The sequence below is a fragment of the Candidatus Nitrosopumilus sediminis genome (genome assembly GCF_000299395.1).
In the GTDB taxonomy this organism is placed as follows: Archaea; Thermoproteota; Nitrososphaeria; order Nitrososphaerales; family Nitrosopumilaceae; genus Nitrosopumilus; species Nitrosopumilus sediminis.
In genome coordinates, this window is the sequence record NC_018656.1 from 1,072,650 (window position 1) to 1,096,689 (window position 24,040).

Annotated in this window: 23 protein-coding genes and 1 tRNA gene; 15 read left to right on the forward strand and 9 right to left on the reverse strand. The window is 34.5% G+C overall.

Annotated features, from left to right (window positions below; all coding sequences use genetic code 11):
- Positions 1-39 precede the first annotated feature (39 nt).
- A complete protein-coding gene (locus NSED_RS06510) occupies positions 40-1,317 on the forward strand; it encodes a glycerate kinase type-2 family protein (RefSeq protein WP_014965459.1) in 1,278 nt (425 codons plus the stop codon).
- Between the two features lie 205 nt (positions 1,318-1,522).
- Entirely contained in the window at positions 1,523-1,759 is a 237-nt protein-coding gene (locus tag NSED_RS06515; protein ID WP_014965460.1) for a hypothetical protein, read from the forward strand.
- On the opposite strand, the gene NSED_RS06520 is transcribed toward NSED_RS06515, so the two are convergent.
- Positions 1,752-2,714, reverse strand: a complete 963-nt coding sequence (locus NSED_RS06520; protein ID WP_014965461.1) for an MBL fold metallo-hydrolase — start codon at positions 2,712-2,714, stop codon at positions 1,752-1,754. The two genes, NSED_RS06515 and NSED_RS06520, sit on opposite strands and share 8 nt — an antisense overlap.
- Positions 2,715-2,790: 76 nt before the next feature.
- On the opposite strand from NSED_RS06520, the gene purN reads away from it, so the two are divergent.
- Positions 2,791-3,408, forward strand: coding sequence for a phosphoribosylglycinamide formyltransferase (purN, locus tag NSED_RS06525; protein ID WP_016940267.1), 618 nt, complete (start codon positions 2,791-2,793; stop codon positions 3,406-3,408).
- Here purN and NSED_RS06530 read toward each other — a convergent pair.
- A complete protein-coding gene (locus NSED_RS06530; protein WP_014965463.1) occupies positions 3,405-3,725 on the reverse strand; it encodes a cupin domain-containing protein in 321 nt (106 codons plus the stop codon). The two genes, purN and NSED_RS06530, sit on opposite strands and share 4 nt — an antisense overlap.
- Before the next feature lie 2 nt (positions 3,726-3,727).
- The gene (locus NSED_RS06535; protein WP_014965464.1) at positions 3,728-4,012 is read right to left on the reverse strand and encodes an antibiotic biosynthesis monooxygenase family protein; all 285 of its coding nucleotides are present in this window, start codon (positions 4,010-4,012) and stop codon (positions 3,728-3,730) included.
- Between the two features lie 91 nt (positions 4,013-4,103).
- Here NSED_RS06535 and NSED_RS06540 point away from each other — a divergent pair, with 91 nt between their 5' ends.
- Both NSED_RS06540 and NSED_RS06545 read left to right on the forward strand, forming a co-directional pair.
- A complete protein-coding gene (locus tag NSED_RS06540; RefSeq protein ID WP_014965465.1) occupies positions 4,104-4,967 on the forward strand; it encodes a bifunctional 5,10-methylenetetrahydrofolate dehydrogenase/5,10-methenyltetrahydrofolate cyclohydrolase in 864 nt (287 codons plus the stop codon).
- Positions 4,957-5,520: a 5-formyltetrahydrofolate cyclo-ligase gene (locus tag NSED_RS06545; RefSeq protein WP_014965466.1), complete on the forward strand. Its 564-nt coding sequence runs from the start codon at positions 4,957-4,959 to the stop codon at positions 5,518-5,520. The genes NSED_RS06540 and NSED_RS06545 overlap by 11 nt, the downstream gene beginning before the upstream one ends.
- On the opposite strand, the gene purD is transcribed toward NSED_RS06545, so the two are convergent.
- A complete protein-coding gene (gene purD / locus NSED_RS06550) occupies positions 5,511-6,773 on the reverse strand; it encodes a phosphoribosylamine--glycine ligase (protein ID WP_014965467.1) in 1,263 nt (420 codons plus the stop codon). The two genes, NSED_RS06545 and purD, sit on opposite strands and share 10 nt — an antisense overlap.
- A gap of 86 nt (positions 6,774-6,859) precedes the next feature.
- On the opposite strand from purD, the gene ileS reads away from it, so the two are divergent.
- The 6 genes from ileS (at position 6,860) to NSED_RS06580 (ending at position 13,535) form a co-directional block, all read left to right on the forward strand.
- A complete protein-coding gene (gene ileS / locus NSED_RS06555) occupies positions 6,860-10,057 on the forward strand; it encodes an isoleucine--tRNA ligase (RefSeq protein WP_014965468.1) in 3,198 nt (1,065 codons plus the stop codon).
- Positions 10,058-10,246: 189 nt separating this feature from the next.
- Positions 10,247-10,831, forward strand: a complete 585-nt coding sequence (dps, locus tag NSED_RS06560; protein WP_014965469.1) for a DNA protection during starvation protein — start codon at positions 10,247-10,249, stop codon at positions 10,829-10,831.
- Positions 10,832-10,945: 114 nt separating this feature from the next.
- Positions 10,946-11,275, forward strand: a complete 330-nt coding sequence (locus NSED_RS06565; protein WP_014965470.1) for a hypothetical protein — start codon at positions 10,946-10,948, stop codon at positions 11,273-11,275.
- Between the two features lie 40 nt (positions 11,276-11,315).
- A complete protein-coding gene (locus tag NSED_RS06570) occupies positions 11,316-12,422 on the forward strand; it encodes a succinate--CoA ligase subunit beta (RefSeq protein WP_014965471.1) in 1,107 nt (368 codons plus the stop codon).
- Positions 12,419-13,336: a succinate--CoA ligase subunit alpha gene (locus tag NSED_RS06575; protein WP_014965472.1), complete on the forward strand. Its 918-nt coding sequence runs from the start codon at positions 12,419-12,421 to the stop codon at positions 13,334-13,336. The genes NSED_RS06570 and NSED_RS06575 overlap by 4 nt, the downstream gene beginning before the upstream one ends.
- A gap of 31 nt (positions 13,337-13,367) precedes the next feature.
- Positions 13,368-13,535 carry a 50S ribosomal protein L40e gene (locus NSED_RS06580; RefSeq protein WP_014965473.1) on the forward strand — a complete coding sequence of 56 codons (168 nt, stop codon included), beginning with the start codon at positions 13,368-13,370 and terminating at the stop codon, positions 13,533-13,535.
- 2 nt (positions 13,536-13,537) lie between these two features.
- Here NSED_RS06580 and NSED_RS06585 read toward each other — a convergent pair whose 3' ends face one another.
- On the reverse strand, positions 13,538-13,786 hold the full coding sequence (locus NSED_RS06585; protein ID WP_014965474.1) for a hypothetical protein: 249 nt from the start codon (positions 13,784-13,786) through the stop codon (positions 13,538-13,540).
- A 93-nt stretch (positions 13,787-13,879) separates the two neighbouring features.
- Between NSED_RS06585 and NSED_RS10320 the strand changes: the two genes are divergently transcribed.
- Positions 13,880-13,978, forward strand: a tRNA-Val gene (locus NSED_RS10320).
- Between the two features lie 142 nt (positions 13,979-14,120).
- Here the strand turns inward: NSED_RS10320 and NSED_RS06590 are convergent.
- The 3 genes from NSED_RS06590 to NSED_RS06600 all read right to left on the reverse strand — a co-directional run bounded on the left by NSED_RS06590 (position 14,121) and on the right by NSED_RS06600 (position 21,326).
- The gene (locus NSED_RS06590) at positions 14,121-15,002 is read right to left on the reverse strand and encodes a sensor histidine kinase (protein WP_232212398.1); all 882 of its coding nucleotides are present in this window, start codon (positions 15,000-15,002) and stop codon (positions 14,121-14,123) included.
- 127 nt (positions 15,003-15,129) lie between these two features.
- Entirely contained in the window at positions 15,130-16,173 is a 1,044-nt protein-coding gene (locus NSED_RS06595; RefSeq protein ID WP_014965476.1) for a hypothetical protein, read from the reverse strand.
- Between the two features lie 32 nt (positions 16,174-16,205).
- Positions 16,206-21,326, reverse strand: a complete 5,121-nt coding sequence (locus NSED_RS06600; protein WP_016940265.1) for a hypothetical protein — start codon at positions 21,324-21,326, stop codon at positions 16,206-16,208.
- 172 nt (positions 21,327-21,498) lie between these two features.
- Here NSED_RS06600 and NSED_RS10325 point away from each other — a divergent pair, with 172 nt between their 5' ends.
- From NSED_RS10325 to NSED_RS06605, 3 genes are all read left to right on the forward strand, one after another.
- Positions 21,499-21,654: a hypothetical protein gene (locus NSED_RS10325; RefSeq protein WP_156800717.1), complete on the forward strand. Its 156-nt coding sequence runs from the start codon at positions 21,499-21,501 to the stop codon at positions 21,652-21,654.
- A 5-nt stretch (positions 21,655-21,659) separates the two neighbouring features.
- The gene (locus NSED_RS10545; RefSeq protein ID WP_016940263.1) at positions 21,660-21,800 is read left to right on the forward strand and encodes a hypothetical protein; all 141 of its coding nucleotides are present in this window, start codon (positions 21,660-21,662) and stop codon (positions 21,798-21,800) included.
- Positions 21,801-21,867: 67 nt separating this feature from the next.
- Positions 21,868-22,962 carry a tetratricopeptide repeat protein gene (locus NSED_RS06605; RefSeq protein WP_014965477.1) on the forward strand — a complete coding sequence of 365 codons (1,095 nt, stop codon included), beginning with the start codon at positions 21,868-21,870 and terminating at the stop codon, positions 22,960-22,962.
- Positions 22,963-23,081: 119 nt separating this feature from the next.
- Here the strand turns inward: NSED_RS06605 and NSED_RS06610 are convergent, their stop codons facing one another.
- Entirely contained in the window at positions 23,082-23,930 is an 849-nt protein-coding gene (locus tag NSED_RS06610; RefSeq protein ID WP_014965478.1) for a TrmB family transcriptional regulator, read from the reverse strand.
- Between the last annotated feature and the right edge of the window lie 110 nt (positions 23,931-24,040).

The following is a 24,040-nucleotide window of genomic DNA, read 5'->3' on the forward strand; positions in this document are numbered from 1 at the left end:
CATTGATTATTATTATATCTTGCATTATTGAGTGACAGTATGATTATTCAAAATTTTGATGACTTGGCAACTACAGACAAGAAAAAAGATTGTTTGGAAATTTTAGAGTCAGGATTTCAAGCAGCAAATCCAGAAAATATTATTCCAAAATTTGTCACTCCTAATGAAATCAAAATTAATGGTAAATCATTCAATCTTGAGGAATATTCAAACATCTATTCAGTGGCATTTGGAAAGGCAGGAGATACCATGACCAGAGCATTAAATGCAATAATTCCAATTAAAAGTGGAATTATAGTAATCCCCAAAGGCTCAAAATCAGTAATTAAAGGCAAGAAATTCCAGATTTTTAATTCCAGACATCCAAAACCAGATACAACAAGTGTAAAAGCAGCAAAAGAAGTCATGAAGTTTGTTCAAAATAAGCGCAGTGACGAATTGATAATTTTTCTAGTATCAGGAGGGGGCTCATCATTACTAGCAATGCCAGATGATATCACTTTGGATGACAAAGTGCATGTCACAAATGTTCTGTTAAAATCAGGAGCAACGATACAAGAGTTCAATTGTATTAGAAAGCACCTATCCAAGATCAAAGGAGGCAAGCTTGTGGAGAATATGAAATGTCATGGAGTAAGTCTAGTGATGTCAGATGTCGAAGGAGATGATCTTTCATCTATTGCATCAGGAACTACATACATGGATGATACAACGTATGCAGATGCATTAGGAATTATTGATAAATATAAAATAAGATGGAAAATGCCAGATGAAGTTTTAAGATTATTAGAAAATAGAATGAATCAGAAAAAAGATGAAACCCCAAAAAGATCTAAAATCGAAAATTATGTAATTGCCAATAATGATGATTGTCTAAAAGCCATGAAAACAAAAGCTGAAGAGATTGGGTATACCGTTAACATAATGCATGTTTTCGGAGACATTAAAGAAGTGGTTACAAAAATTCTTGATGAAATTTCAACTAGTGAAAAAACATGCATCATATTTGGAGGAGAGCCAACAGTCAAAGTTTTAGGAAAAGGAATGGGAGGAAGGAATCAAGAATTAGTTTTAAGATTATTAAAAAATACTCAAAAATTACAAAAAATGGTTATTGCGTCAGCTGGGACAGATGGAATCGATGGTAATTCCGTTTTTGCAGGTGCAATTACTGAAAACGTCAAAATAGATTTAGACACAATGAAAGAATTTCTCAAAAACAGCGATTCAGGACGATTTTTTCAAAAACAAAAAGGAAATATCATCACACATGCAACGCACACGAATTTGATGGACATAGGCGTAATTCTAAAGTAAATTTTTAAAAAATCATGTGTAAAAATATCAATTTTTTCAGTTTTAACTGAACAAATGATTAGTCAAAAAGAAGAGTCCTTCAAATATTATAATTGCCCACTTGCAATATGATAAAAAATAATCATGGATTTTGTAATGACCAGTATTGCAAATGTGACTGTCATGAGGGATCAAGTTTTAGAAGAGGAAACAGGAAGAGACAATATTGCTAGAAAAACAATTCAACCCAGAAAGGCTCTACAACAGAGTAGTTCATTTCTATATTGATAAAAAAGGATACTCAAAAGACAAAGCAAACGATATTGCCCAGTCAGTAGTACAAAAAGAAGCTCAGAGGAGAATTTGTAAAAACGAAAAATGCAAACATTTCTCTCATGACCATATTAGAAATGCAGAAACCTGTTTAGTTGAAAATTGTGAATGCAATGAATTTACTAAGTAAAATTATCTAATGAATTTTCAAGCAAAGGTTGTGCACCAATACCACGTTTTCTCAAATCTTCTGCAAATTCATCTACAAAACCATGTATAGTGTATACTTGTTCTGCTCCGGATTGGATCACCAAATCAATTAATTCATTGTAATCGCAATGATCACTCATGGGAATGGAGTAGTCAGTACGCCGTCCAAAAGAGTATTTTGTCGATTGTGCCCATCCGCTAAATCCAATTGTTACAGCACCGTATTTCAATTTCATATCTTGAACAAATTTGTTTTTACTTGATAGCATCGGAGCAACCATAATCCAAGGCTTTTTTTCTAACAACCCTTTTTTTTCAGCCTCAGTGTGTCCAATTCCATCTTTGAGAGGCACACCAAATTTGCGATGTAAAGAATTCATATCTTTTACAGAATCATGAAGGTATAGAGGTCCCCAGTGACCAAAAAACTGAGTAATAGTTTGTGCTTTTCCTAACTGGTATCCCATCAAAATCACAGGGACCCCTTTCCCGTAAAGTTCAGAAATCAATTCGTTTACTTGTTTTAGAGTATCATCAAGTTTTGGGAAAACAAATTCAGGTAATCCAAATGTGCATTCAGTGATGAGTGTTTTGCATTTTGGAATTTTTGCCCCTTTGAGAAACCCACGATCTCTAGTACATACATCACCAGTATAGAAGACATCATCAAAAAGAAGACCTTTTGAACCAAGAATGTGTCCACTGTTAATTAAAGAAAAATCATCGTGTGATTCGATATGATTTTCCATCTTAAAACCACGTAAATTAGCTATCTCATTGGTCTCAATGGAAGATAGGATGGTACCTCCATTTTTTGAAGGAAGGTGATCAGAATGGGCATGAGATACAAAATTGATTCCGGTAACATCACCATTTTTTGGATCCAATAAAACTCGTTTATCATCAACCTCACACAGGATTCCGTTTTTTGTCATCCTGACTTTGCTAGGCAATGAAAATCAAATTATTTGGATTTGATATAAATTGCAGGTTTGATCTAGTATTGACTAGTTGCTAAATCTAGGAATTCTAATCTCAGGTCGCGGGAGCAACATGGAATCTATCTTAAAGGCAATTAAGAAGAAGAAAATTCCAATCAACCCAGCAGTAGTTATTTCTAATAAACAAGATGCAAAGGGCCTAAAAATTGCAGAAAAATTAGGAGTTAAAATCGAAGTTATTGAGAGTAAAGGATTCAAAGGTAGCAGAGCAGAATATGATAAAAAAATCATTTCAGCCCTAACAAAATATGGGGTAACCCCAAAAAATGGTCTTGTGTGTCTTGCAGGATTTATGAGAATAATCAGTCCAGAATTTGTAAAAAAATACAAGAACAGAATAATCAACATCCATCCAGCCTTGCTACCCGCATTTCCTGGATTAAATTCACAAAAACAGGCATTGGAATATGGGGCCAAAGTCTCAGGATGCTCAGTGCATTTTGTGGATGCAGGGATGGACACAGGGCCAGTAATCATCCAAGCTGTTGTGAAAGTTGATGAAAAAGATACAGAAGAATCCCTCTCAAAAAGAATTCTAAAAGAAGAGCACAGAATTTACCCTGAAGCAGTGAATCTTTTTGCGAGAAAGAAAATCAAAATATCTGGAAGAAGAACTATAATCAGTTAGGAATCATGGCCACCAAAAAAATACAATACCTTAAGCTCTTTTGTGTTCCCATGAAAAAAATGTTCTACATCTTTTGCAACAAAAAATAATTTATCTTTTGATACTTTGTAATCTTTGTTTTTGATTTTTAAATATCCGTCACCAGAAATGATAAAATATACTTCATCACTATCATGAGGAGTTTGTGTATCTTCTTCACCAGGTTTTAGAAACAAAATACCTGTAGCTAAACTATCTTTATTGATAAAAGTATCAAAGTAAGAATTATTGTTTTTTATTTTTTCAAGGTATGTATCTAAATCATACTCTATCTTCAATTTTATTCAGCAGCTACAGTGTATGTTTTTCTTTGAGGATCTGCACTCATAAAAGAATGTCCAGTTGGATGAATTTTCTCATGCTCTGGACTTTGGTGCATTTTGATAAAAGTCTCTTTACTCTCATGCTCTACAAGAATCCTGTAGCTACCATCAGAGGATTTTAGAAATTTTCTTGAGATAAATCCAGGAAATTTAGACAAAACTTTGTTTGATTCAGCAAACCAGCTTTTGAAATCTTCTTCAACGCCATCTTTGAGTTGAATATCTGCAATCATTACAAACATGACATGACTTGAAAAACAACCATTTAATTTCTTTTCCTAGATTTTCAACATAAATTCCAAGAATTAAATATCTACAAAGCAGAACCAGAGCATGGTAGGGGTCAGAATCGATGGCAAAATTATTGCTCAATCAGTCAAAGACAGAGTCAAAAAAGCTGTAGTAGAATTGAAGAATCAGGGAATTTCTCCATGTTTGGCCACAGTCTTGGTAGGAGACAATCCAGCTTCTGCCACATATGTAAGAAATAAGCACAAGGCTTGTGAAGAGGTTGGAATAGTCACCAAAGATCATAAACTTGATGCCAACATCACACAGTCAGAATTAACAAAAATTATTGACGAATTAAATTCAGATAATTCAATTCATGGAATTCTAGTACAGCTCCCACTACCAAAGCAATTAGATGAATTTGCAATCATATCAAGAATATCACCATTAAAGGATGTGGATGGTTTAACTCCACATAATGTAGGATTGCTTGCAATGAAAAAGGCAGCATTGGTAGCATGCACTCCATCAGGAGTCATGGAGATGTTTAATTATCACAATATTGATTTGGAAGGAAAAAATGTTGCACTAATTAACAGAAGTAACTTAGTAGGAAAACCACTATATCATTTATTGTTAGAAAAAAATGCAACAGTACTAACTTGTCATTCTAAGACCAAAAATTTAATTGAATTATGTCAGTCAGCAGATATCATTATCACAGCAGTGGGAGACAGAAATAAATTCACATTAACGCCCGAAATGATCAAAGAAGGAGCAATTGTGATTGATGTCGCAATTTCAAGATTCCAAGAAAAACTAGTAGGAGATTCAAATTATGACGAGATTATTAAAAAAGCATCTTTTGCAACTCCAGTTCCTGGGGGAGTTGGGCCTATGACAGTTGCAATGCTATTAAAAAACACCATCACTGCAGCATCATTGAGTAGTCAAATTGGACAATAATCCCGAAAAAGAATCACTTCGAAATCTTCTTTTAGAAAAAAGAGACAACACATCTTTTGATTTAATGAAAATTGCAAGTGGAAAGATACAAAAAAAATTAAAGAAAATTTTTGCGTTCAGAGATGCTCAAAAAATAGGAGCATACTATCCAATAGGAAGTGAGATATTTACACAAGACATCATCCAAGAATTACTCAGTCAGGGAAAAGAGGTGTTTTTGCCAAAAGTCATAGGAGATTCCATGGAATTTAGAAAAATTAGCAGTTTTTCAAGCCTGGAACATGGCAGTTTTGACATAATGGAGCCAAAAGACGACTGTCCAGTAAATAACAATCTAGATGTGATTTTGGTTCCAACAGTTGCAATATCCCCTACAGGAGTAAGATTAGGATATGGTCATGGATTTTATGACAAATTTTTGGCAAAAAACAAAACTGCAACAATTTCACTTACATTGGAAAAACAAATCATCAAAAACATTCCAAAATCAGAGCATGATGTGCTAATTGATTGGATTGTTACTGAAGATCAGATTCTGCAAACTCAGAGATAAGACAATCCTTTTTTTCCAATATCACGTCTGTAATATTTTTGAGACCATGTGATTTTCTGAGTTGCAGAATATGCATTTGCAATTGCAGATCTTAGAGTATCACCTAATGCGGTGACACCCAAAACGCGTCCACCGTTTGAAAAAATTTTACCGTCAGATTTTTTTGTGCCAGCATGAAAAACAAAAGACCCTTTTGGAATAGAATCAAATCCAGAAATTTCATCATTTTTTGAATAAGATTCTGGATATCCTTTAGATGCTAAAACAACACATACTGCAAATTGGGATTTCCAAGAAGCTGGAGGCAAAGAAGACAATCGGCCATCTACACTTGCAGCAAAATAATCATATAAATCAAAATCCATCCTCATGGTAATTGGTTGGCATTCAGGATCACCCATTCGAACATTGTATTCTAAAACATATGGTTTTCCATCTCTAATCATAATACCGGCGTACAAAAACCCTTTAAACAAAATTCCCTCATTTTTCATTGCGAGGATTGTTTTTTCAATAATTTGTTCTTGTATGATTTTTGCCAAATCATCATCAATTATAGGAGTTGGAGAATATGCGCCCATACCACCAGTGTTAGGACCTTCATCATTGTCAAAAATTCTCTTATGATCTTGGCTAGAAGCCATAGGGATTGCAACATCGCCATCAGACAGAGCGATGTATGATGCCTCTACCCCATCAATCCTTTCTTCAATAATTATCCGATTTCCAGCATCACCAAATGTCTTTTTTACAAGTATTGTCTGGATTGCAGCCAAAGCCTCATCATTGCTATCGCACACAATCACTCCTTTTCCAGCTGCCAGGCCATCTGCCTTTACAACTACATTGTAATCAAGGGATTTCACATATTCTTGAGCTTTTTGAGCATCATCAAATATTTCAAAACGGGCAGTAGGGATTTCATTTCGTTTCATGAAATTTTTTGCCCAAATCTTACTGGATTCAAGTTGAGCTGCTTTTTGAGAAGGTCCAAAAATAGGGAGATTGAGTTTGTTGAATTTATCAACAATTCCTGCGGCAAGAGGATCTTCAGGTCCAACTACAGTAAAACAATTATTTTTTTGAGCAAAATCAGCTAGGCCATCCAAATCATCGACATTAATAGAAACATTGTTTTGAGTGCCCCCATTTCCAGGTGCTGTAAAAACAGTATCAACTTTGCTGCTTTGGGACAATTTCCAAGACAATGCATGTTCTCGGCCACCAGAACCTACCACTAAGACATTTACCAACAAAAATTATCTTTCACCCAATTATATAATCCAAGTCTCAAAAAATCAATTTAGCTTTATAATGCCACAAACATACCAAAATCCAGATGGAACTTTCCACCAAATTTGACGCAAAAGCAATAGAATCTCAAGTAAAGGAATACATCAAATCCATTAATTTAGAAAAACAAATTTTTGCATCAGATAAACCTGAAAAAATTCGATTCATAGAAGGGCCACCAACAATGAATGGGATTCCACATGCAGGTCATCTAAGAGGCAGAGTCATCAAAGATTTGTGGTACAGATTCAATACACTTCAAGGTAAAAAAATTGAATTCAATGGAGGATGGGATACGCAAGGACTCCCTGTAGAATTGCAAGTTGAAAAAGAGCTTGGAGTTTCAGGAGGGAAGACAGAGGCCATCAAAGAATTTGGCATTGAGAGAATAGTATCAGAATGCAAAAAAGTCGTTGAGAAATTCAACAAGACATGGGTAGAAGTTGACGAATTGTTAGGGATGTCATTTAATCATGAGAAAGCATACTGGACTTTTAGAGATGAATTTATTGAAAGAGAATGGCAAGTACTCAAAAAAGCATACGAGAACAAAATTCTAGAGGAAGATTTTACAGTTATTGCATATTGCCCAAGTTGCCAAACATCACTTAGTCATGCAGAAGTAAATCAAGGATATGAAGAAGTAAAAGATCCATCACTGTACTACAAGGTCAAACTAGTCAATGAAGATGCATTTTTGATTGTATGGACTACTATGCCTTTTACTCTTGTTACAGATGCAATGGTAGGATTACAGCCTGAAGAAGATTATGCATGTGTCAAAGTAGAAAGCGAAACATGGATAGTTGGAAAAACCAGATTGGAAGAATTCATGACAGAATTAAAAATTGAAAAATATGAAATTGAAAAATTTGTAAAAGGTTCTGAATTTGAAGGGAAAAAATACATTCATCCGTTATTAGATTTAATTCCAGAGCTAAATGAAATATCAAAGCTAGATAATTATCATATTGCAGTATCTGAGACATTTGTAGATGCAAGTACTGGTAGTGGATTAGTACACTTATCCCCTGCAAATGGTGAGGAAGACATCAAAATTGCAAATAAGCGCAAAGTCAAAATTTTCAGCCCCATTGATGACGAGGTAAAATTCACAGAGAAAGCAGGCAAATACCAAGGGATGTTTGTAAGAGATGCAGATAGACCAATTGTAGAAGATCTCAAAGAACATAATGCATTAGTGAAGATTGGTAAAATCAAACACAAATATCCACTCTGTTGGAGATCACACCATCCAATTGTATGGCTTGCAAGAAGGGGTTGGTTTTACAAATTAGACAGACTAGAAAACAAAGCAATTGATGCTGCAGAAAGCGTAGAGTATTTTTTTGAGCAGCCAAAAAATAGATTTCTCGGAATCATCAAAGAAAGGCACCCATGGTGTATTTCCAGAGAAAGGATTTGGGGATGCCCATTACCAGTTTGGAATTGTGAAGACTGTGGTGAAAAAAACTGGTTTTTTACAAGAAAAGACATTGTAGAATCAGCAGACAAATTACCAGATGGACCTAATTTTGAATTACACAGACCATGGATTGACAACATTACGATAAAATGTAAAAAATGTAGCAGTGTCAATACAAAAAGAGAAGAATATGTGTTAGATACATGGCACAACAGTGGTTCTGCACCATATTCATCATTGACTGATGAAGAATACAAGAAAGAAATTCCAGCACCGTTTTTTACAGAAGGCATTGATCAAACTAGAGGATGGGCATATACCCTGCTTATCGAAAATGTAATTCTGAATAATGCGCCAATACCCCCATACAAAGCATTCTTGTTTCAAGGCCATGTTCTAGATGAGAAAGGGGGAAAGATGAGTAAAAGCAAAGGAAACGTCATAGAAGGGGCAGAACTACTTCAAAAATATCCAGCAGATCTGATAAGATTCTATTTCATGTGGAAAGCAAGTCCAATTGAGCCACTAAGTTTCAGTACAGACGAGCTCATGTCAAGACCATATCAAGTAATCAACACACTATTCAATCTACATCTGTACTTTCAACAGAATAGTCAATATGACAATTTTGATCAAACAAACACAATAGAATGGGCAAAGAAAAACAATCTACTAACATCACCAGACATTTGGTTATTATCCAAACTTCAAAAATTAATTCAAACTCTAACTGAAAAAAACCAGACATGTAAATTCCATGAAGGTGCAAAAGCAATTGATGATTTCATAATAAACAATCTAAGTCAGATATACATTCCAATTACGAGAGGGGAATTATGGGACGAGGGTGAGGAAAAGAAAAACAGGAGATTGTCAATCTATGCAGTTCTCAGCGAGGTGCTCAAAACATTAGATATTTTGATACACCCATTTTGCCCATTTACAAGTGAGCATCTCTATCAAACAGTATTCCAAGGAAAGCCAAGCATCCTACTTGACAAATGGCCTTCATATCAAGAATCACTAGTCAATGAAGAGATTGAAGAATCATTTGACATCATGAAAGACGTTGTATCCATTTCATCTGCAGCAAGAATGAAAGGAAAGCTAAAGAGGCGATGGCCATTAAATGAGGCTAAGATTTGTGTGAAAAAAGGACAAAAAGCAAAGCTGGAATCATTATCAGAACTATTACAATCACAACTCAATGTTGAAAAATTCAGCATTGTTGAAACCGAAAAAGGATCAGGACTAGAACAGATTTTGGAATTAAAACAATTAGGATTGCCAGTTAAAGGAATTGTAGAGTTGGAAAGAAAAAGGATCGGACCAAAAGCAAAACAACACATGGGCAAATTAGTTTCAACATTTAACGAAACAGATCCAGAAGAAATAATTTCAGCGTTGCAAAAAGAATCCAAATATGATTTTAAAATTGACGGGGAAATAATTTCATTAGATAATGAAGATTTCATCATAGACTTTGATGCAAGTGAAAATTTTGCAGTTGCAAAAAGAGATAACTACACAGTTCTAATCTCAACATCAAGAAACAGAGAGATGATGGCAAGAGGATTAGTAAAAGATATTGCCAGAAGACTGCAGACTCTAAGAAAAGAAAGAGGATATACACCAACTGATGTTTTAGATGTAGCATCAATTTTAGAATTAGATGAAGAATCACTTGAAATGATGAAAGAGAAAGCAGAAGATTTGGCATTTTTAGTTAGAGTAAAGCAAGTCAATTTTACAGATTCTTGTAAAGAATACAAAGAAGATGATATTGACGGACAAAAAATTAGAATATCAGTAGAATAGTCATTTCAAAGGTTTAGAATGAGTGCACTGCAAACATATTTTTTATTTATTACTATTGCAAAACAGATTCAGATTTCAGAGGAATAAAACATAAGGTCCCCCAACCGATATTTTCTAACACCTCCTCTGAAAATCAAATTATAATATTTTATGAAATATTTTTATTACTACTAAAAAATCCATAATTAAATGTCCGAATCAAAACCAAATGTGGTTGGAATCAATATTCTAAAACAAAATGGCCTTGATGTCGATGAATTGGTAAAAGAGTTAATCAAAAATGCAGCAGTAGAATTTACTGCATACTATTACTTTACCAATCTCAGGGCACATTGTACAGGTATGGAAGGAGAAGGACTCAAAGGAATTATCGAAGATGCAAGATTAGAAGATCTTAGCCACTTTGAATCATGTATTGAAAGAATCTACCAATTAGGTGGGGCTCTTCCAAATGATGCAACAGAATTTATCAAAATTTCCGGTTGTGAATTCTTACAACTTCCAGCAAATCCAACAGATCACAAAGCAATTCTAGAAAAATGTCTCAAAGCAGAACAAGGCGCAATTGTCAACTGGGATAAAATTTGCAAGATGACATTAGGCAAAGATCCTGCAACATACGATATTGCAAAAGATATTCTCGCTGAAGAGATCGAACATGAGTCTTGGTTCCTAGAACTAATCTATGGAAGACCATCAGGGCACATGAGAAGAAAGTATGCAGGTGAAAGACCACATACAAGAAAACATTCTAGAGCATTAGATATGGCCTAAGTGCCAAATCATTTTCTTTATTTTAAATTCTCAATTAATGTGACTTTAATGACGACATGTTGTGAAGATGCGTTGTTTTATCAGGGTTAAATAGAAAAATCACATATTATTATCATGGTAAAGCAGATCAGCCTAGATGCATGGCAGATTCAGCACTTGTCAGATCTGTTAGAAAAAGGCTCAAACATTGTAGCAAAAACAAACAGACCAATTGTCCTGTACAGACAAACTCTAGAAGAAGAAGAAGAGTCCTATGAAGAAATTGTTTGCACGCTTACCAAAGGATATGTAATTGAGCAGATGGTCACATCTGGAGGGATTTTAGTTCCGAGTTTTCATCAACAATTTGTATTTACAATTGAAGAGTATCCCCAAGAATTGTTGAGAAAAAGTAAAGATCGCTTTTTAGAAATGATTGATTTTCTAGATGAGCAATTAAAATAGTATCATAGTTAATAAAGACCGTAAATTTCATGATTTTTGCATGCAATTACTAGAATTTCAGGCTAAAGAATTATTCCGAGAATATGGAATCAATCTTCTTGACAGCATATCGTCAACGAATATCGAAGAAGGTAGAAAACATGCAAAAGAGTTAGGATATCCATTTGTAATTAAAATTCAGGTGCCAGTAGGAGGCAGAGGAAAAGCAGGAGGCATTCAAAAATGTCAAAATGATGATGAATTTGAGTTGAAATACCCTCAAGTAATGGATTTGACCATCAAGGGGGAAAAAGCAAGAGCAATTTTGCTAGAAAAGATGGCAGACATCAAAAAAGAATTGTATCTTTCATTATTTTTGAATCGCTCAAAAAGATGTTACACCATAATTGCATCAGCAGAAGGAGGAGTGGAAATTGAATCAGTCAAAAACCAAATTATCAAAGAAGTAGGATTAGGAGAAGTATCTGATGAACTTGCAAAAGAAGTTGCAAAAGAAATTGGATTAGAAGGGAACACAGCAGAGCAATTTGTCGACACACTAAAAAAATTATCAAAACTTACAATTGAAAAAGAGGCAGAACTTGTAGAAATTAACCCATTAGCTATCATGCAAGATGACACAATTATGGCACTTGATGGTAAATTTGTAACAGATGATAACAGTAATTTCAGACATCCTGAATTACAAAAATATCAAGAAAAAACAGCTATTGAGGAACAAGCTGAGAAGAGCGGATTTTCCCTTGTAGAATTAGATGGAGACATTGCAGTTGTCGGAAATGGTGCAGGACTTGTAATGTCAACATTAGATATGCTATCAGATAACGGTGGAAAACCTGCATGTTTCTTAGATGTGGGCGGAGGTGCAACAACTGAATCTGTATATGAGGCATTGACTTTGATTAGTAAATTAGATAGAGTGAAAGGAATTCTTGTAAATCTCTATGGGGGAATTGTAAAGACAACTGTTGTTGCAGAAGCATTTCTCAAAGCATATGAAAATAATCTAATTGATTTACCAGTATTTGCAAGACTAAAAGGAACAGAATCAGAAAAAGCAAAAGAAATGCTTCAAGGTTCTAGAACCAACATATTTGGTTCTGTTGAAGAAGCAATTAATGCTGCAGTGATGGGAGTGAAGAAATGACAGATATTTTTGAATTACTAAAAGGAAAACCAGAAGATCCAGATTACAAAAACAAAGGAGTAATTGTTCAAGGAATTACTGGCGCATATGGTTCACTTCATGCAAAACAGATGATAGCATATGGAACCAATGTTGTTGCAGGAGTTACCCCAGGTAAAGGAGGTCAAAAGTTTGAAGACAAAGTTCCAATTTACAACACAATGCAAGAGGCAGTAGATGCAACAAATGCTAAAATTTCAATAATCTTTGTTCCAGCAAAATTCTTTCTCGGAGCTGCTAAAGATGCATTAAATGCAGGAATCAAATTACTAGTCGCAATTCCAGAGCACGTTCCAATTAGAGACACCATGGAGACTCTAGAACTTGCAAAACAAAAAGGTGCAATAGTGATTGGCCCAAATACTCCAGGAATCATGATTCCAGAACTAATCAAAATTGGAATAATGCCGCCCACACCTTTCAAAGCTGGAAAAATTGCAGTATTATCAAAAAGTGGAACATTGCTCTATGAAATTTCAGATGCACTGACAAATTCTGGATTTGGTCAATCAATCACAATTGGTATTGGAGGAGACCCAATAAATGGTACAAGGCTTATTGATGCATTTGATATGGTCAAAGACATTCCTGATTTGGAGGGACTCGTAGTAGTGGGCGAAATTGGTGGGGACTCTGAAGAAATATTGGCTCAGAGAATTATCGACAGTGGATTTAACAAACCAACAGTGGCATATATTGCTGGAAGAGCAGCTCCTAAAGAAAAAAGAATGGGTCATGCAGGAGCAATCGTAATGGGAACTTATGGTTCAGCAGAATCCAAGGTATCCATGTTTAACAAAGCAAACATCCCAGTAGCCAAAAGACCTGCAGAAGTGCCAGTATTACTAGCAGGAAAGATGGAAAAATCCGATTAGAATAAAAGAGAGAGATTAAGGAGACAATTAAATGCCAGTTACAGACCCCGAGAAGAAAAGAATTGCTCAACAAGCACGTCTTGTAATGAAAATTTGTTTCAAATGCGGTTGTAGAAATGACATCGATGCAACACGATGCAGAAAATGCAGAAATCCATACTTGAGACTAAAGAATAGAAATCTCGGCGTTAAGAAGTAGAATTAGAAATTCATCAATTTTTGCCTATAAGATACAATTGCAGATTTTAGTTCAACGTAATATTTCTTTACAAACGATTTTGCATCTTCAGGATCATCTAATTCTTCAAAAGTTAGTTGCAGATCATCTGGTAATTGATCGTTCATTTGATACAAAACTTTGGCCGCCTCCACATATTGTCCTAGGTTATCAGCATATTCAAAAGCTAATTTCATCCTATCAATTAAAGCATCAAAATCTTGCAAAGACATGATAATTATTTTTTAAATCAGTAATAAAGCCCAAGGTAATTGTGACATATCCAAATAGCAAAGACAAAAAAACTCCCTTGGATTAATTTAGTCGGACCGGTCGTCTAGTTTGGTTTGGATGACGCACTCACACTGCGTAAGGAAATCAGTTTCCCGCAAAGGTCGTGGGTTCAAATCCCATTCGGTCCACCACTCCAGTGTTCTTTTTTAAGGTTCCATCCGCATAAAGGAACAGAAAATGAAGATGACAAAAATCTAATTTTTAACCACTCACGATAAAATTATTATGTTCATAAGTACTTCGAATCTTTTACTCTTGCAGTCAAACAATAAATTATGATATGTGTTTTTGAGGTAAAATTACAGTGAATGTTGTAGGGTTGTTTGTTACTTCTATTTTACCACCATGCGCGTCTACAATTTGTTTACAACTAACTAGACCTAAACCAGTACCTGTTTGTTTAGTAGTAAACAAAGGATCAAATATTTTTGGAATTATTTTCTCAGGTATGCTAGGTCCAGAATTTTCAAAAGAGATTAAAACATTATCCGCATCTCGAGTTATTTTGATATCTATTTTTCCAAAATTGTTCATTGCTTGTATCGCATTAAGAATAATATTTACAAAAAGAACACGTATGGATTCAAAATCACAATAAAGAGGGACATTATTTTGGGATTTATTCACAGATATTTTTTTAGGAATGGCCATACCTGTAAGCGAGGAATCCAAAATTTCAGTTATGTTGTTTAAATTAAAATTTAGTTTCCTGGAGGCTACAAATCCCAATACATCATCTATTTGATGTTCAATTCTATCTATTGCAGATTTTATCATATCAAATTTGACATTTTCTTTTTTAGATATATCAGGATATTTTGATTTTAAAATATCCACAGAGGATTGTATAACGGTTAAAGGATTTCTAATATCGTGTGCAAATCGAGAAGAAAGCTCCCCAATCACTTTTAATTTCTCGTCTTTGGTAATTTTATCAGTTTTTATTTCATCAATTGGAAAAATTTTATCGCATTTTGTGTTAAATTTCATATGATGTTTTTCTACAGATTCTATATCAGAGGCAGAACAAATACAATGCAAGATATCTTCCTTTTCATTAAACATCATCTGATGTACTGTAACACCAAATTCGTCTGCTTTATCTTCTAATCCCATAATTAATTGCTCTTTGGTGTAATCTCCCAATTTGTGCATATCCAGAAAAATAGGCATCAATTATCAGAGGGAATGGGTATTAAAAAATGCATATAGGTTTGAAAAAGAATTAAAATCATCATCCATAAAATTTTGTCACAATTAAACGATTTTGTTCAATATGAGACTATTGGCCAGTAGCTATAGAATAGCTTACGGTAAATGGAGTATCTTTCATTGTGTGTAATGCAACGGCATTACCAGTAAATTGCCAAGTACCCATTGCAGTTTCTTTATCTACAAAAGTTAATGCATAGAATGTTTTTCCATCAGGGGTCCAGATTGCTTGTCCATGTGCACCTTGACCCGGTTGTAATGGACCATGGAGTGCTACTAACTGAACATCTTCAGATGCAGAGAATCCCAAAGTTCCAAAATAAGCATAAGGCCTAGGAGGCAAGATTATTGCTAATTGATGATTTTCATGTCCTTGTCCAGGATCTTGTGTAGACGTGATGGTTTCACTTTTTACAGTATCAGAGAGAGTTCTTTCTCTATATGCAACCGAGTATGAAACAGTAAATGGATCTTCATTCATGGTATGCACGGCCAAAGCATTACCAGCAAATGCCCAAGTTCCTGCGGAGGCATCTAAAGGAACAAAAGTCAAAGCATATTTTGTTTTACCATCTGGAGACCAAATTGCTTGTCCCTTGTCTTCACCATTTTTCAGAGGGCCATGAAGGGTTACCAGTTGAACATTTTCAGAGACAGTGAATGCAAATATTCCACGATATACTTTATCAGAAGGAGGTAAGATTATTGCTAATTGATGATTTTCATGTCCTTGTCCAGGATCTTGTGTAGACGTGACAGTTCCAGTTTTTATTGTTCTAGGCGGTAATGACAATTCATCATATCTTGCTTTTTCAGATGCTGCTTTGTCATCTAATTTCTTTTTTTCAGATTCTTTCTTTTCTGTTTTGGCTTGTTCCTTTTTTTCTGCTTTCTTTTCTATTTTCTTTTCTACTTTCTTTTCTTCTTGTTCCACTTCAGAACATAATTTGTCTCCACAGACAATTCCTTTTGTGGCAGAACCATATTGTGATGATGGGACTCCTTGTCCCTTTAATGCATCAGCTGAAGGAATAAGATTGACAGAACTGGATATTGTCCCTAGTAACAATATTGAGACAGTAAAAAATACAACAAAAATAGTCTTGTTATTCATGATAATAGTTTGAATTTAGAACTATTAAAAGATCATGACACACTGATTTCAAAATCAATGGTAGGACTGATTGCAATAGGGTTTTTTAGATTATCCCAAACAAAAATTGTTGCAGTATATTTTCCAGGAGCATCAGGAGTCCAAGACACGGAAGGAGACAATAACTGTCCTTTCGATAAAGTTCCAGCAATCCAAGATAATGAATTTACAGCATTTGACGAATCATGAATCTGAACTAAATAAGTAAAGGGTTGAGTTCCAACGTTGTTGTTTACAAGGCTTGCAGAAATTTGGACCTGACTATCTACTTTGATTAAATTAATTGAGTTACCAAAAGAATCAACAATACGTGGATTTGACACAGGAACGCGCTCCAGAGGAGGAACCACAGGGCCAACAGGAATGCTAGAGGTAATTTTTAGTTCATCCGTTCTTGAATAGGGTTTTGGCAACGTGTTGTCTTCATATTTTGCAGTAACATAGTCACCTTCATTTACTCGTAATTTATGACCAGATGATTGATCTCTTGTGGTAAATGTGACAGAGCCTTCAAAGATTCCAGTTGCAGGCCCTGTTTCAATTACAGTGAGATCAATGCCACCAAGATCCGAATCAGACCACATGTCAATCAAAAAGGTGTTTACAATATCAGGATTGAGATTCATATCAGGATCAACTACTCGAATAATCCCGTTTCCATTTGCAGATGTTGCGCCTTGAACCCATTCTACATTTCCAATATTCCATCTAATCAATGCAGACTCTGTTGATGTTTCTCTGTCTGTAAATTGAAATGATACAGTAAGACCATCATCATTTTTAGTTTCCAAGAAACCGTTTGTTGGACCTCCTCCACTTTTTGGTTCAGTTCTAGGAGTGGTGTCAATTCCATCAATGTCGCCCGTTCTTGGATTTCCATCAGCATCATGTTTGAATCCAGTTAGTGTTACTTCCCCAGTAAAAATCCCTGTATCACCTCCAGTTTCAACAAGCTTGTATTGAGTTAGTTTGTTTGCACGGGTTGAAATTTTTATTTCATTTGTAGATTTTGAACCAATCTCATCTATTTTATTTTCATTAAAATTGTGGTCAGGAGCTACAATTGTGATGTATACTTTGTCAGTCCACGTATACACTTTCTTATCTAAAGAGATCAAAGATTGAAAGTTAGACGTGAAAAACTTCATTTCTATTTTTTGATCATTCTTTCCTACAAAATCAGAACCAGATGTACCCCAATCAGTATATGTTAATTTAATTGACTCACCCCTATCAAGAGATTTTCCATTTATTTCAGAAGGAATTTTTACAATAGTTTGGAAAATTCCAGTTGAATCACCAGTTTCACGCAATCCAACAGGTTGTGCATCAAAGATTTGTCCATTTTTTGTTACTGTACCGCCCATCTTACCCATAGTAGTCTTGATATTAGCTGAGTTCCATTCTAAGACATCAAGTGAATGCGTCTCTGCCTTTTTAGAATCAAAGTCAAGATCAGGATCAACTAGTGTAATCAATGCATCACGTCCAATAATGTAAGATTGTTTATCAGATTGTAATGAACCAATTCGAAGATCAAATACGGCTGAATCAGTAACGATTCTTTGAGAACCTGATGCATCTGTTTGATCAGAGTATTCTACGGTAATCACATCACCTTGTAATATACAATAATTACCTTCGGACGGAGACATATCGAATCTTGACAAAACTCCAGATTTTGTTTTGTCTAACTTTGTAAATCCAGAATCAGGAGTAATGGGACATTTGGAAGAGGATGGACCATCAACATATCTAACGGGCAAACTAAATTGGAAAATTCCAGAACTAGGAGAAGTTTCCACTATAGGTCCAAGTTCTCTAGTAACACTACTTTTGATATCTTTACCAGTTGTAATTACTCCAGTTTTTGCATTCTCACCTCCAGCTGTTGCTAAAAGTAAACTGGAGCTTCCACGAGTTACAAATACTTTAACTGGTCCATTAGTTCCTGAAATATTTTGAGAAATTTTGTCTTCCCCATTTGGAGATAAGTTATAATCATCATCATAAATGCGGACATAAAGTACAGTATCCCGAGGTCCAATTTCCTCACCTGAATCAATTGCATTAGCATCACCGTTTTTGGTAATTGCTGTTAAATGATATGGGAAAATCGATAAACTGTTAGGCCTAGTGGAAGTGGACTTGCCTGTATTAAAAAAATCATTGACAGAGCCTATCGGGACAGGATAGCTTGTTCTATCAAGTTGAACACTACCACTTGTTGCACCAACTGCTGCACTTGCACTAGTAATTGCAGCTTGACTTGATTGTCCTCTAAAGTCATAATATCGCGCACCAATATCCACTCCAGTTGTTGACTTGACTGTGCCCCCACTATTTCTTGAGCAGTATTGAGATGGAATTTTAAAATCACCAGTAAACACCCCAGTCTTACTTCCAGTTTCAACTAGGGTAAAACCAGTTGAAGCCAACCCATCACTTCCAGAAATTAAAGAACATGATTTTCCGTTTTTAGAAACAGAAGATTTCAACCAAGATTCATCATCAAATGTGATTTCTAATAATCTTCCATATGGTTGATTGTCACTAGTTAACCCTAGGTTTGGGAGACCGATTGTATCTACAGCAGGATCATTTGGATATTTTGAAGGATCAACAACGGTGTAAATTTCAATTAAATCAGAATCAGTGTTAAGATCTTTATCAGATAATGTCACACCCACATTATCTCCAGGCTTGAATGTTTTTACAGAAAGCACAACCACTCCCATATGAGCAAGAACATCTTGTTGGTCTGAAACTGCAGTAAAGATTCCATCAGAACCCAAGTCATTATAATTAACTCTTGGAGAATCTTTTCCTTTTAACTCATCAACTACTAGAAAAATTGGTTCGTCATCAATTGGGATTATTTTTTCATATGTTTTCGAATCAAAAATATTTAATTGATTTAACATAATATACTCAAGACTCCCTCTAAACTTTCCAGAATTTGTTGTCAATTCTTCTAATTCCAAACGAATTATTTGATTTGCAATTCGTTCATCTTTGGATTGCCCGTCTTTAATTAATCCGTAAGAGAAAAAGTCAGCAACAATGGGTCTTGTTTCAGTTCCCATATTTTGAATTTTTGGATATGAAAACATTAATCCTATTTGCTCATTTCCAGAAAATGAACTTGAAAATAAATTAGAATGAAGTAACGAAGGATTTGTAACTTGTAATGTAGAATTTAAATTGATTAGATTTTGTAAAGATGAATCAGATGCAATTTTAATTGCAGTTATGTCAGATGTGGGATTTCCTGAAGAATCAAGAATTGGAGAAGAAGTTTTTCCAACTAACAAGTAAATGTCGATATTTCCGATAGTGTTGTTAATTGAACGTAAATCAAAATTAAACATGTTTGTTCCTCTAAAATTTGTCGTAGAATCAAATGGATTGTTTATTGAAGAATAAAGTTTATTGAGATTTGTCTTAAGATCAATTATTAGAGCATCCGAATCTGAATTATTGTAAGGATCTATTCTTGCCCTATCACTGAATTTTTCAACTATTACTGACGATGTTGTACCTAAAATGGCACCTGAAAGAGTGAATTGTTCAGGAGTGTGTGGATTCAAAACAAATCCATCTAAAAATGATGCAGAAATCTTACTGTCTGATTCAGTCCCACTTTCTCCCAAGGTGTATGGATTTCCAGTGCTTAATGCAGGAATTGCTTTGTATGAAGGATTAAAAAGATCAAGATCTTCTTTTTCTAGATTATTTTTATTTGCATCAGAGTCAATTAGTATGACGGGCATTTCTTCACCGGAATTCCATTCAGTTCCTTTTAGTCGTTCATCAAGGGACAAACTAGCTTTTCCAAATCCTATGAGAAGAGTCAATGGTTTTTTGTTATATTCTATAGAAGCAGAGGTTCCTCTTTGAGCATTTTGTGTTGTAATTAAAACAGAATCATTGTTTGGATCATAAGTGGTAAAGATTCCACTATTTGGAGAGGTTTCAGTAATTGTTACGGGTTGCTTTCCAACCCCAATAGAGCCCTCATTTGAGGAGATTAAGGAAATATCGATTTCCCCATCACCGTTTGTTTCAGAATGACTATTATCTTGGATAGTCAGGACATTTGATTGTCCCTGCAAATTGGGATTTATCTTAAGAACCCCGTTGTCTTTAAACATCATTGAATTAAGATTAGGTACAAGATTTACAGCTCCTGCAGTTCCATCAGAGTTAGTTTTTCCAGACTCATCATAAAGCAGATAGTATGTAGAAGGATTTGTAACAGAGGTTCCAAACGACCAAGAATCGACAGAGGTAGGATCAATGTTTAAAGTTAGATCCTTAATTTTTAGATTTACATCCGATGATCTAGTATAAGAGCTTCTGTCTAACTCGTGTGTGATCAACTTTTCTGCAGAATCAAATGTCAGAGTTGTTTTTTGAGAGCCCCCTCCTTTATTGTATTGAATTACAACATTGCCACCTTTTGAAAAATCATATAGTTGAATGAAAGGCCAAAGATCTTTTGATGTAATGCCAATCTGTCCAAGACTTACTTTTGTATTTCCGGTATTCATCTCCTTTACTTGTCGTACAACGTTAATCGATTTTTTTGAATAAGGCAAAGTCAAAGTACAGTCTTGAGATATCGGGCTGGGTGGATTTTTACCATTTTCCCCACCAACATTAATTCCACTTACAGGTATTGAAATTCCATCGGTTTCTGAAACAGAGACCCCTAAAATAGAAGTGTTCCGTGAACAAAATGTACCAAAATCAAGTCCTTTACTAGTCAAACCAACTGTACTATCAGCTATCTGAGCCTGTTTTCGCTCAGAGAAATAACCATACCAATTTCCATCAGTGGCCTGAACCATACGTAAATCTTTTCCATTTACTGTAACATCAGGCTCACCTTTACCTTCACCAGTATTACTGATATTTTGATCACGAATTACAACCTCGATAACTTGGGGACCTGAAATAAAATTATTGAATGATGAATTATCTGCAGATACATAAAGATTGGATGTCTGAGCTTCAACATCAGAAAAACTTCCCAAAGACATACTGCCAGTAAGAATTAGAATAGACAAAACAACTGCTGAGAAATGTTTAGTATGAATCAGATTAGTCATTAAACAGTATTTAATTCTCCATAGTATGAAAGTGTTGAGGGTTAAAAGATAAGGAAAATACTTATTGTGTGAAATGTTCTTTTCTGGAAACTTGTTCCTTAGCCAGTTGATTTAATCCAGAATAAAATCAACTATTGATTAGATTTTAAATAATTTTTTGTATGTTGATTCATTGATAAAATACAAGGAAATAACCACAGAAAACAGGTCATATGACAAATCAATGCATTGTGATTATTGTGGAGATATGCTAAAAACACAAGCGGATTATTGTTCAGAGTCATGCAAACAGAAAGATTCAGTTTGGCATAGAGAAGACGAGTCATAAACACCATGGCAGATTCAAATTCCCATAATGAAAATTATATCGAAGAGCAATTTGAAAAGATGTATCCTCAGTATGATTATTCATTAGAGTCCTCACATCATGAAAAAGAGATTCGAAAGAGAAAAAGAATGAAAACAATGCACTAGATGCATTGTTCTTAAAAAGGAGATAAAAGTGAAATTCATTCTAGTTTTAATAATATCGGGAATAATATTGCCTATTTTTCCCTCAGTATATGGATTAACTAATTTAGAAGAAACTCAATATTTAGATAATTTTACTCGCCTTTATCAAGAAAAAAAATTCGATGAGTCAATTGTAGAACTAGATAAAATTTTAGAATCAGAACCAGATAATGTTACTGCATTAAACAAAAAAGGCAGTATTCTATTAACTCAAGGGAAATATGTTACTGCACTACAAAATTTTGAAAAAGCATTTACTGCAGACCCAAAGAACTTTGACTCAATTAATGGTATAGGCTATTCCTATTATTATTTAGACAGATATGACGATGCAATAAAACAATTTGAAAGTGTTTTAAAAAAAGACAATCGTAATATTGGTGCGCTGTTAGGAAGTGGAAATGTATTATTAAAAATTGAACAGTACGATGATGCCATTTTGTTTTTCAATATTGTTCTAAAAATAGATCCAAATAACATAGATGCGCTAAATGGAAATGCAAATGCGTTATTAGCAGTGAATCAGTACAAATTATCATTAATTTTGTATGACAAGGTTCTTGAAATTGATTTAGATAACATAGATGCGCTAAATGGGAAAGGTCAAGTCTTTCTAGAACTAAATCAATATGAACAATCAAGAAGTGCATTTTTAGCAGCACAGGAAGTTGAACCAGACAACACCATCACATTGTTAGGTCTAGCAGAATTGAATTTCTTGGAAGAAAAAAACATCAAATCTCAAAAAATCTATGAAAAAATTCTCTCCATTGATCCGGACAATATTCAAGCATTGATTGGAGAAGCTTCTGTTCTTATAGAATTGGGAAGATTTGATGAGGCATTGGAATATTTTGATGAGGCATTGGAAATTGATCCTTATAATCTAGATGCGCTAAATGGAAAAGATAGAATAATGGAAGACAAAGTCAATGATTCTCTTGATCTGATTTTATTGGTTACTATAATTGGAAGTGTTACTTCGGTCATCTCATTTTGTGTAGTTTTATTCAAAATTAAAGAAAATTCAGAATTAAAAACAAAATTGATCCTATCAAATGAGCAGATAGAGGATTTGGTAGATAAAATGATGAAAAATATGGCAAAAACTAAACCAAAATGATTTGATATTCCTGCTGAACATGGATTATTACAAGATATTTTTAAGATGAATTTAGAAGCACAAATTACAATAGCATTTCCATTTACATTAAATGCAAGTATGAAAACGACTGGTTTTAGTTAATACAGAGATTCGCCTTTTTCCCAAGACAAATCAAAAAGAGAAATCATCAAATCAACCAGAGTCTCAGAATCAGACCACCATGCAAAAGTCTGTCTAGTAGGATGTGTTGCATTTCGCATGAATATTAGCACTTCTTTTTTGTCATTGATTATGAAACATTTGTTTTCAGATTCTGATGGGAGTGCTTTAATTTTTGACGAATCCATATCAGATAAGAATTCAGGAGTTTTATTTACAGGTGAAGCAACTATTTTAAGATCAGTTGGAGTGTTTTCAATCCAATCAAATACATCTGAATGATACATTCTCAACAAATCTGAGACGCTACCATAAATTCTGAAATCTTCAGCGCTAGAGCTTACCATCTCTTTTATTTTGTTAATTATAGGACCAGTTCCATGGAGCAATTGCATTTTTTCAGATTTTGATTCATCAGTTTCTACTGCAAAGAAAGGTATTTCCTTCCACAGCTGAGAAAGGGATTCTTCTTTATCAGCTAATACATCGATTCTCTCTTGTTCTTGTTTTACTAATGTAGATACAGCTTCTTTCATATCCATAGCTGTGTATTTTGTAGGATGGGATAATTCTGCAACAACCAATCCCATGTTTTGAAGTGAATTGACCAGATGATATGTTTCAGTTCTAGGTAACTGTAATGCTTTAGCGATTTCAGATGCAGTTTTTGAACCATACTTGCCAAGATAAATGAAAACTTTTGCCTGACTTTTTGTAAGACCAAAATTAATTAACTCATTTCTAATTTTTTCAAGAGTCAGTTTATGCTTGTACATAGCAGTGTCTGATTCATTGTCAAACAGATTGATCTGGGACTCGGTTGCCATTTGTAAGCGATTATTGTTATATATTCAACAATATAACAATGCTGTCACACGCTGTTAAGACAGAGAATAACAGTTTCATGCCTAGAAAAAGGCATCAAAGCAAGGAGTGT

What these genes read in the sequence shown, in the direction of transcription:
- NSED_RS06520 (WP_014965461.1), bottom strand. Translation starts at nt 2,714, where the DNA reads ATGACAAAAAACGGAATCCTGTGTGAGGTTGATGATAAACGAGTTTTA.
- ileS (WP_014965468.1), top strand. Translation starts at nt 6,860, where the DNA reads ATGGAACTTTCCACCAAATTTGACGCAAAAGCAATAGAATCTCAAGTA.
- NSED_RS06565 (WP_014965470.1), top strand. Translation starts at nt 10,946, where the DNA reads ATGGTAAAGCAGATCAGCCTAGATGCATGGCAGATTCAGCACTTGTCA.
- NSED_RS06590 (WP_232212398.1), bottom strand. Translation starts at nt 15,002, where the DNA reads ATGCACAAATTGGGAGATTACACCAAAGAGCAATTAATTATGGGATTA.
- NSED_RS06600 (WP_016940265.1), bottom strand. Translation starts at nt 21,326, where the DNA reads ATGACTAATCTGATTCATACTAAACATTTCTCAGCAGTTGTTTTGTCT.
- NSED_RS06540 (WP_014965465.1), top strand. Translation starts at nt 4,104, where the DNA reads ATGGTAGGGGTCAGAATCGATGGCAAAATTATTGCTCAATCAGTCAAA.
- NSED_RS06610 (WP_014965478.1), bottom strand. Translation starts at nt 23,930, where the DNA reads ATGGCAACCGAGTCCCAGATCAATCTGTTTGACAATGAATCAGACACT.
- NSED_RS06585 (WP_014965474.1), bottom strand. Translation starts at nt 13,786, where the DNA reads ATGTCTTTGCAAGATTTTGATGCTTTAATTGATAGGATGAAATTAGCT.
- NSED_RS06510 (WP_014965459.1), top strand. Translation starts at nt 40, where the DNA reads ATGATTATTCAAAATTTTGATGACTTGGCAACTACAGACAAGAAAAAA.
- NSED_RS06535 (WP_014965464.1), bottom strand. Translation starts at nt 4,012, where the DNA reads ATGTTTGTAATGATTGCAGATATTCAACTCAAAGATGGCGTTGAAGAA.
- NSED_RS06595 (WP_014965476.1), bottom strand. Translation starts at nt 16,173, where the DNA reads ATGAATAACAAGACTATTTTTGTTGTATTTTTTACTGTCTCAATATTG.
- NSED_RS06575 (WP_014965472.1), top strand. Translation starts at nt 12,419, where the DNA reads ATGACAGATATTTTTGAATTACTAAAAGGAAAACCAGAAGATCCAGAT.
- dps (WP_014965469.1), top strand. Translation starts at nt 10,247, where the DNA reads ATGTCCGAATCAAAACCAAATGTGGTTGGAATCAATATTCTAAAACAA.
- NSED_RS06580 (WP_014965473.1), top strand. Translation starts at nt 13,368, where the DNA reads ATGCCAGTTACAGACCCCGAGAAGAAAAGAATTGCTCAACAAGCACGT.
- NSED_RS06570 (WP_014965471.1), top strand. Translation starts at nt 11,316, where the DNA reads ATGCAATTACTAGAATTTCAGGCTAAAGAATTATTCCGAGAATATGGA.
- NSED_RS10545 (WP_016940263.1), top strand. Translation starts at nt 21,660, where the DNA reads ATGGCAGATTCAAATTCCCATAATGAAAATTATATCGAAGAGCAATTT.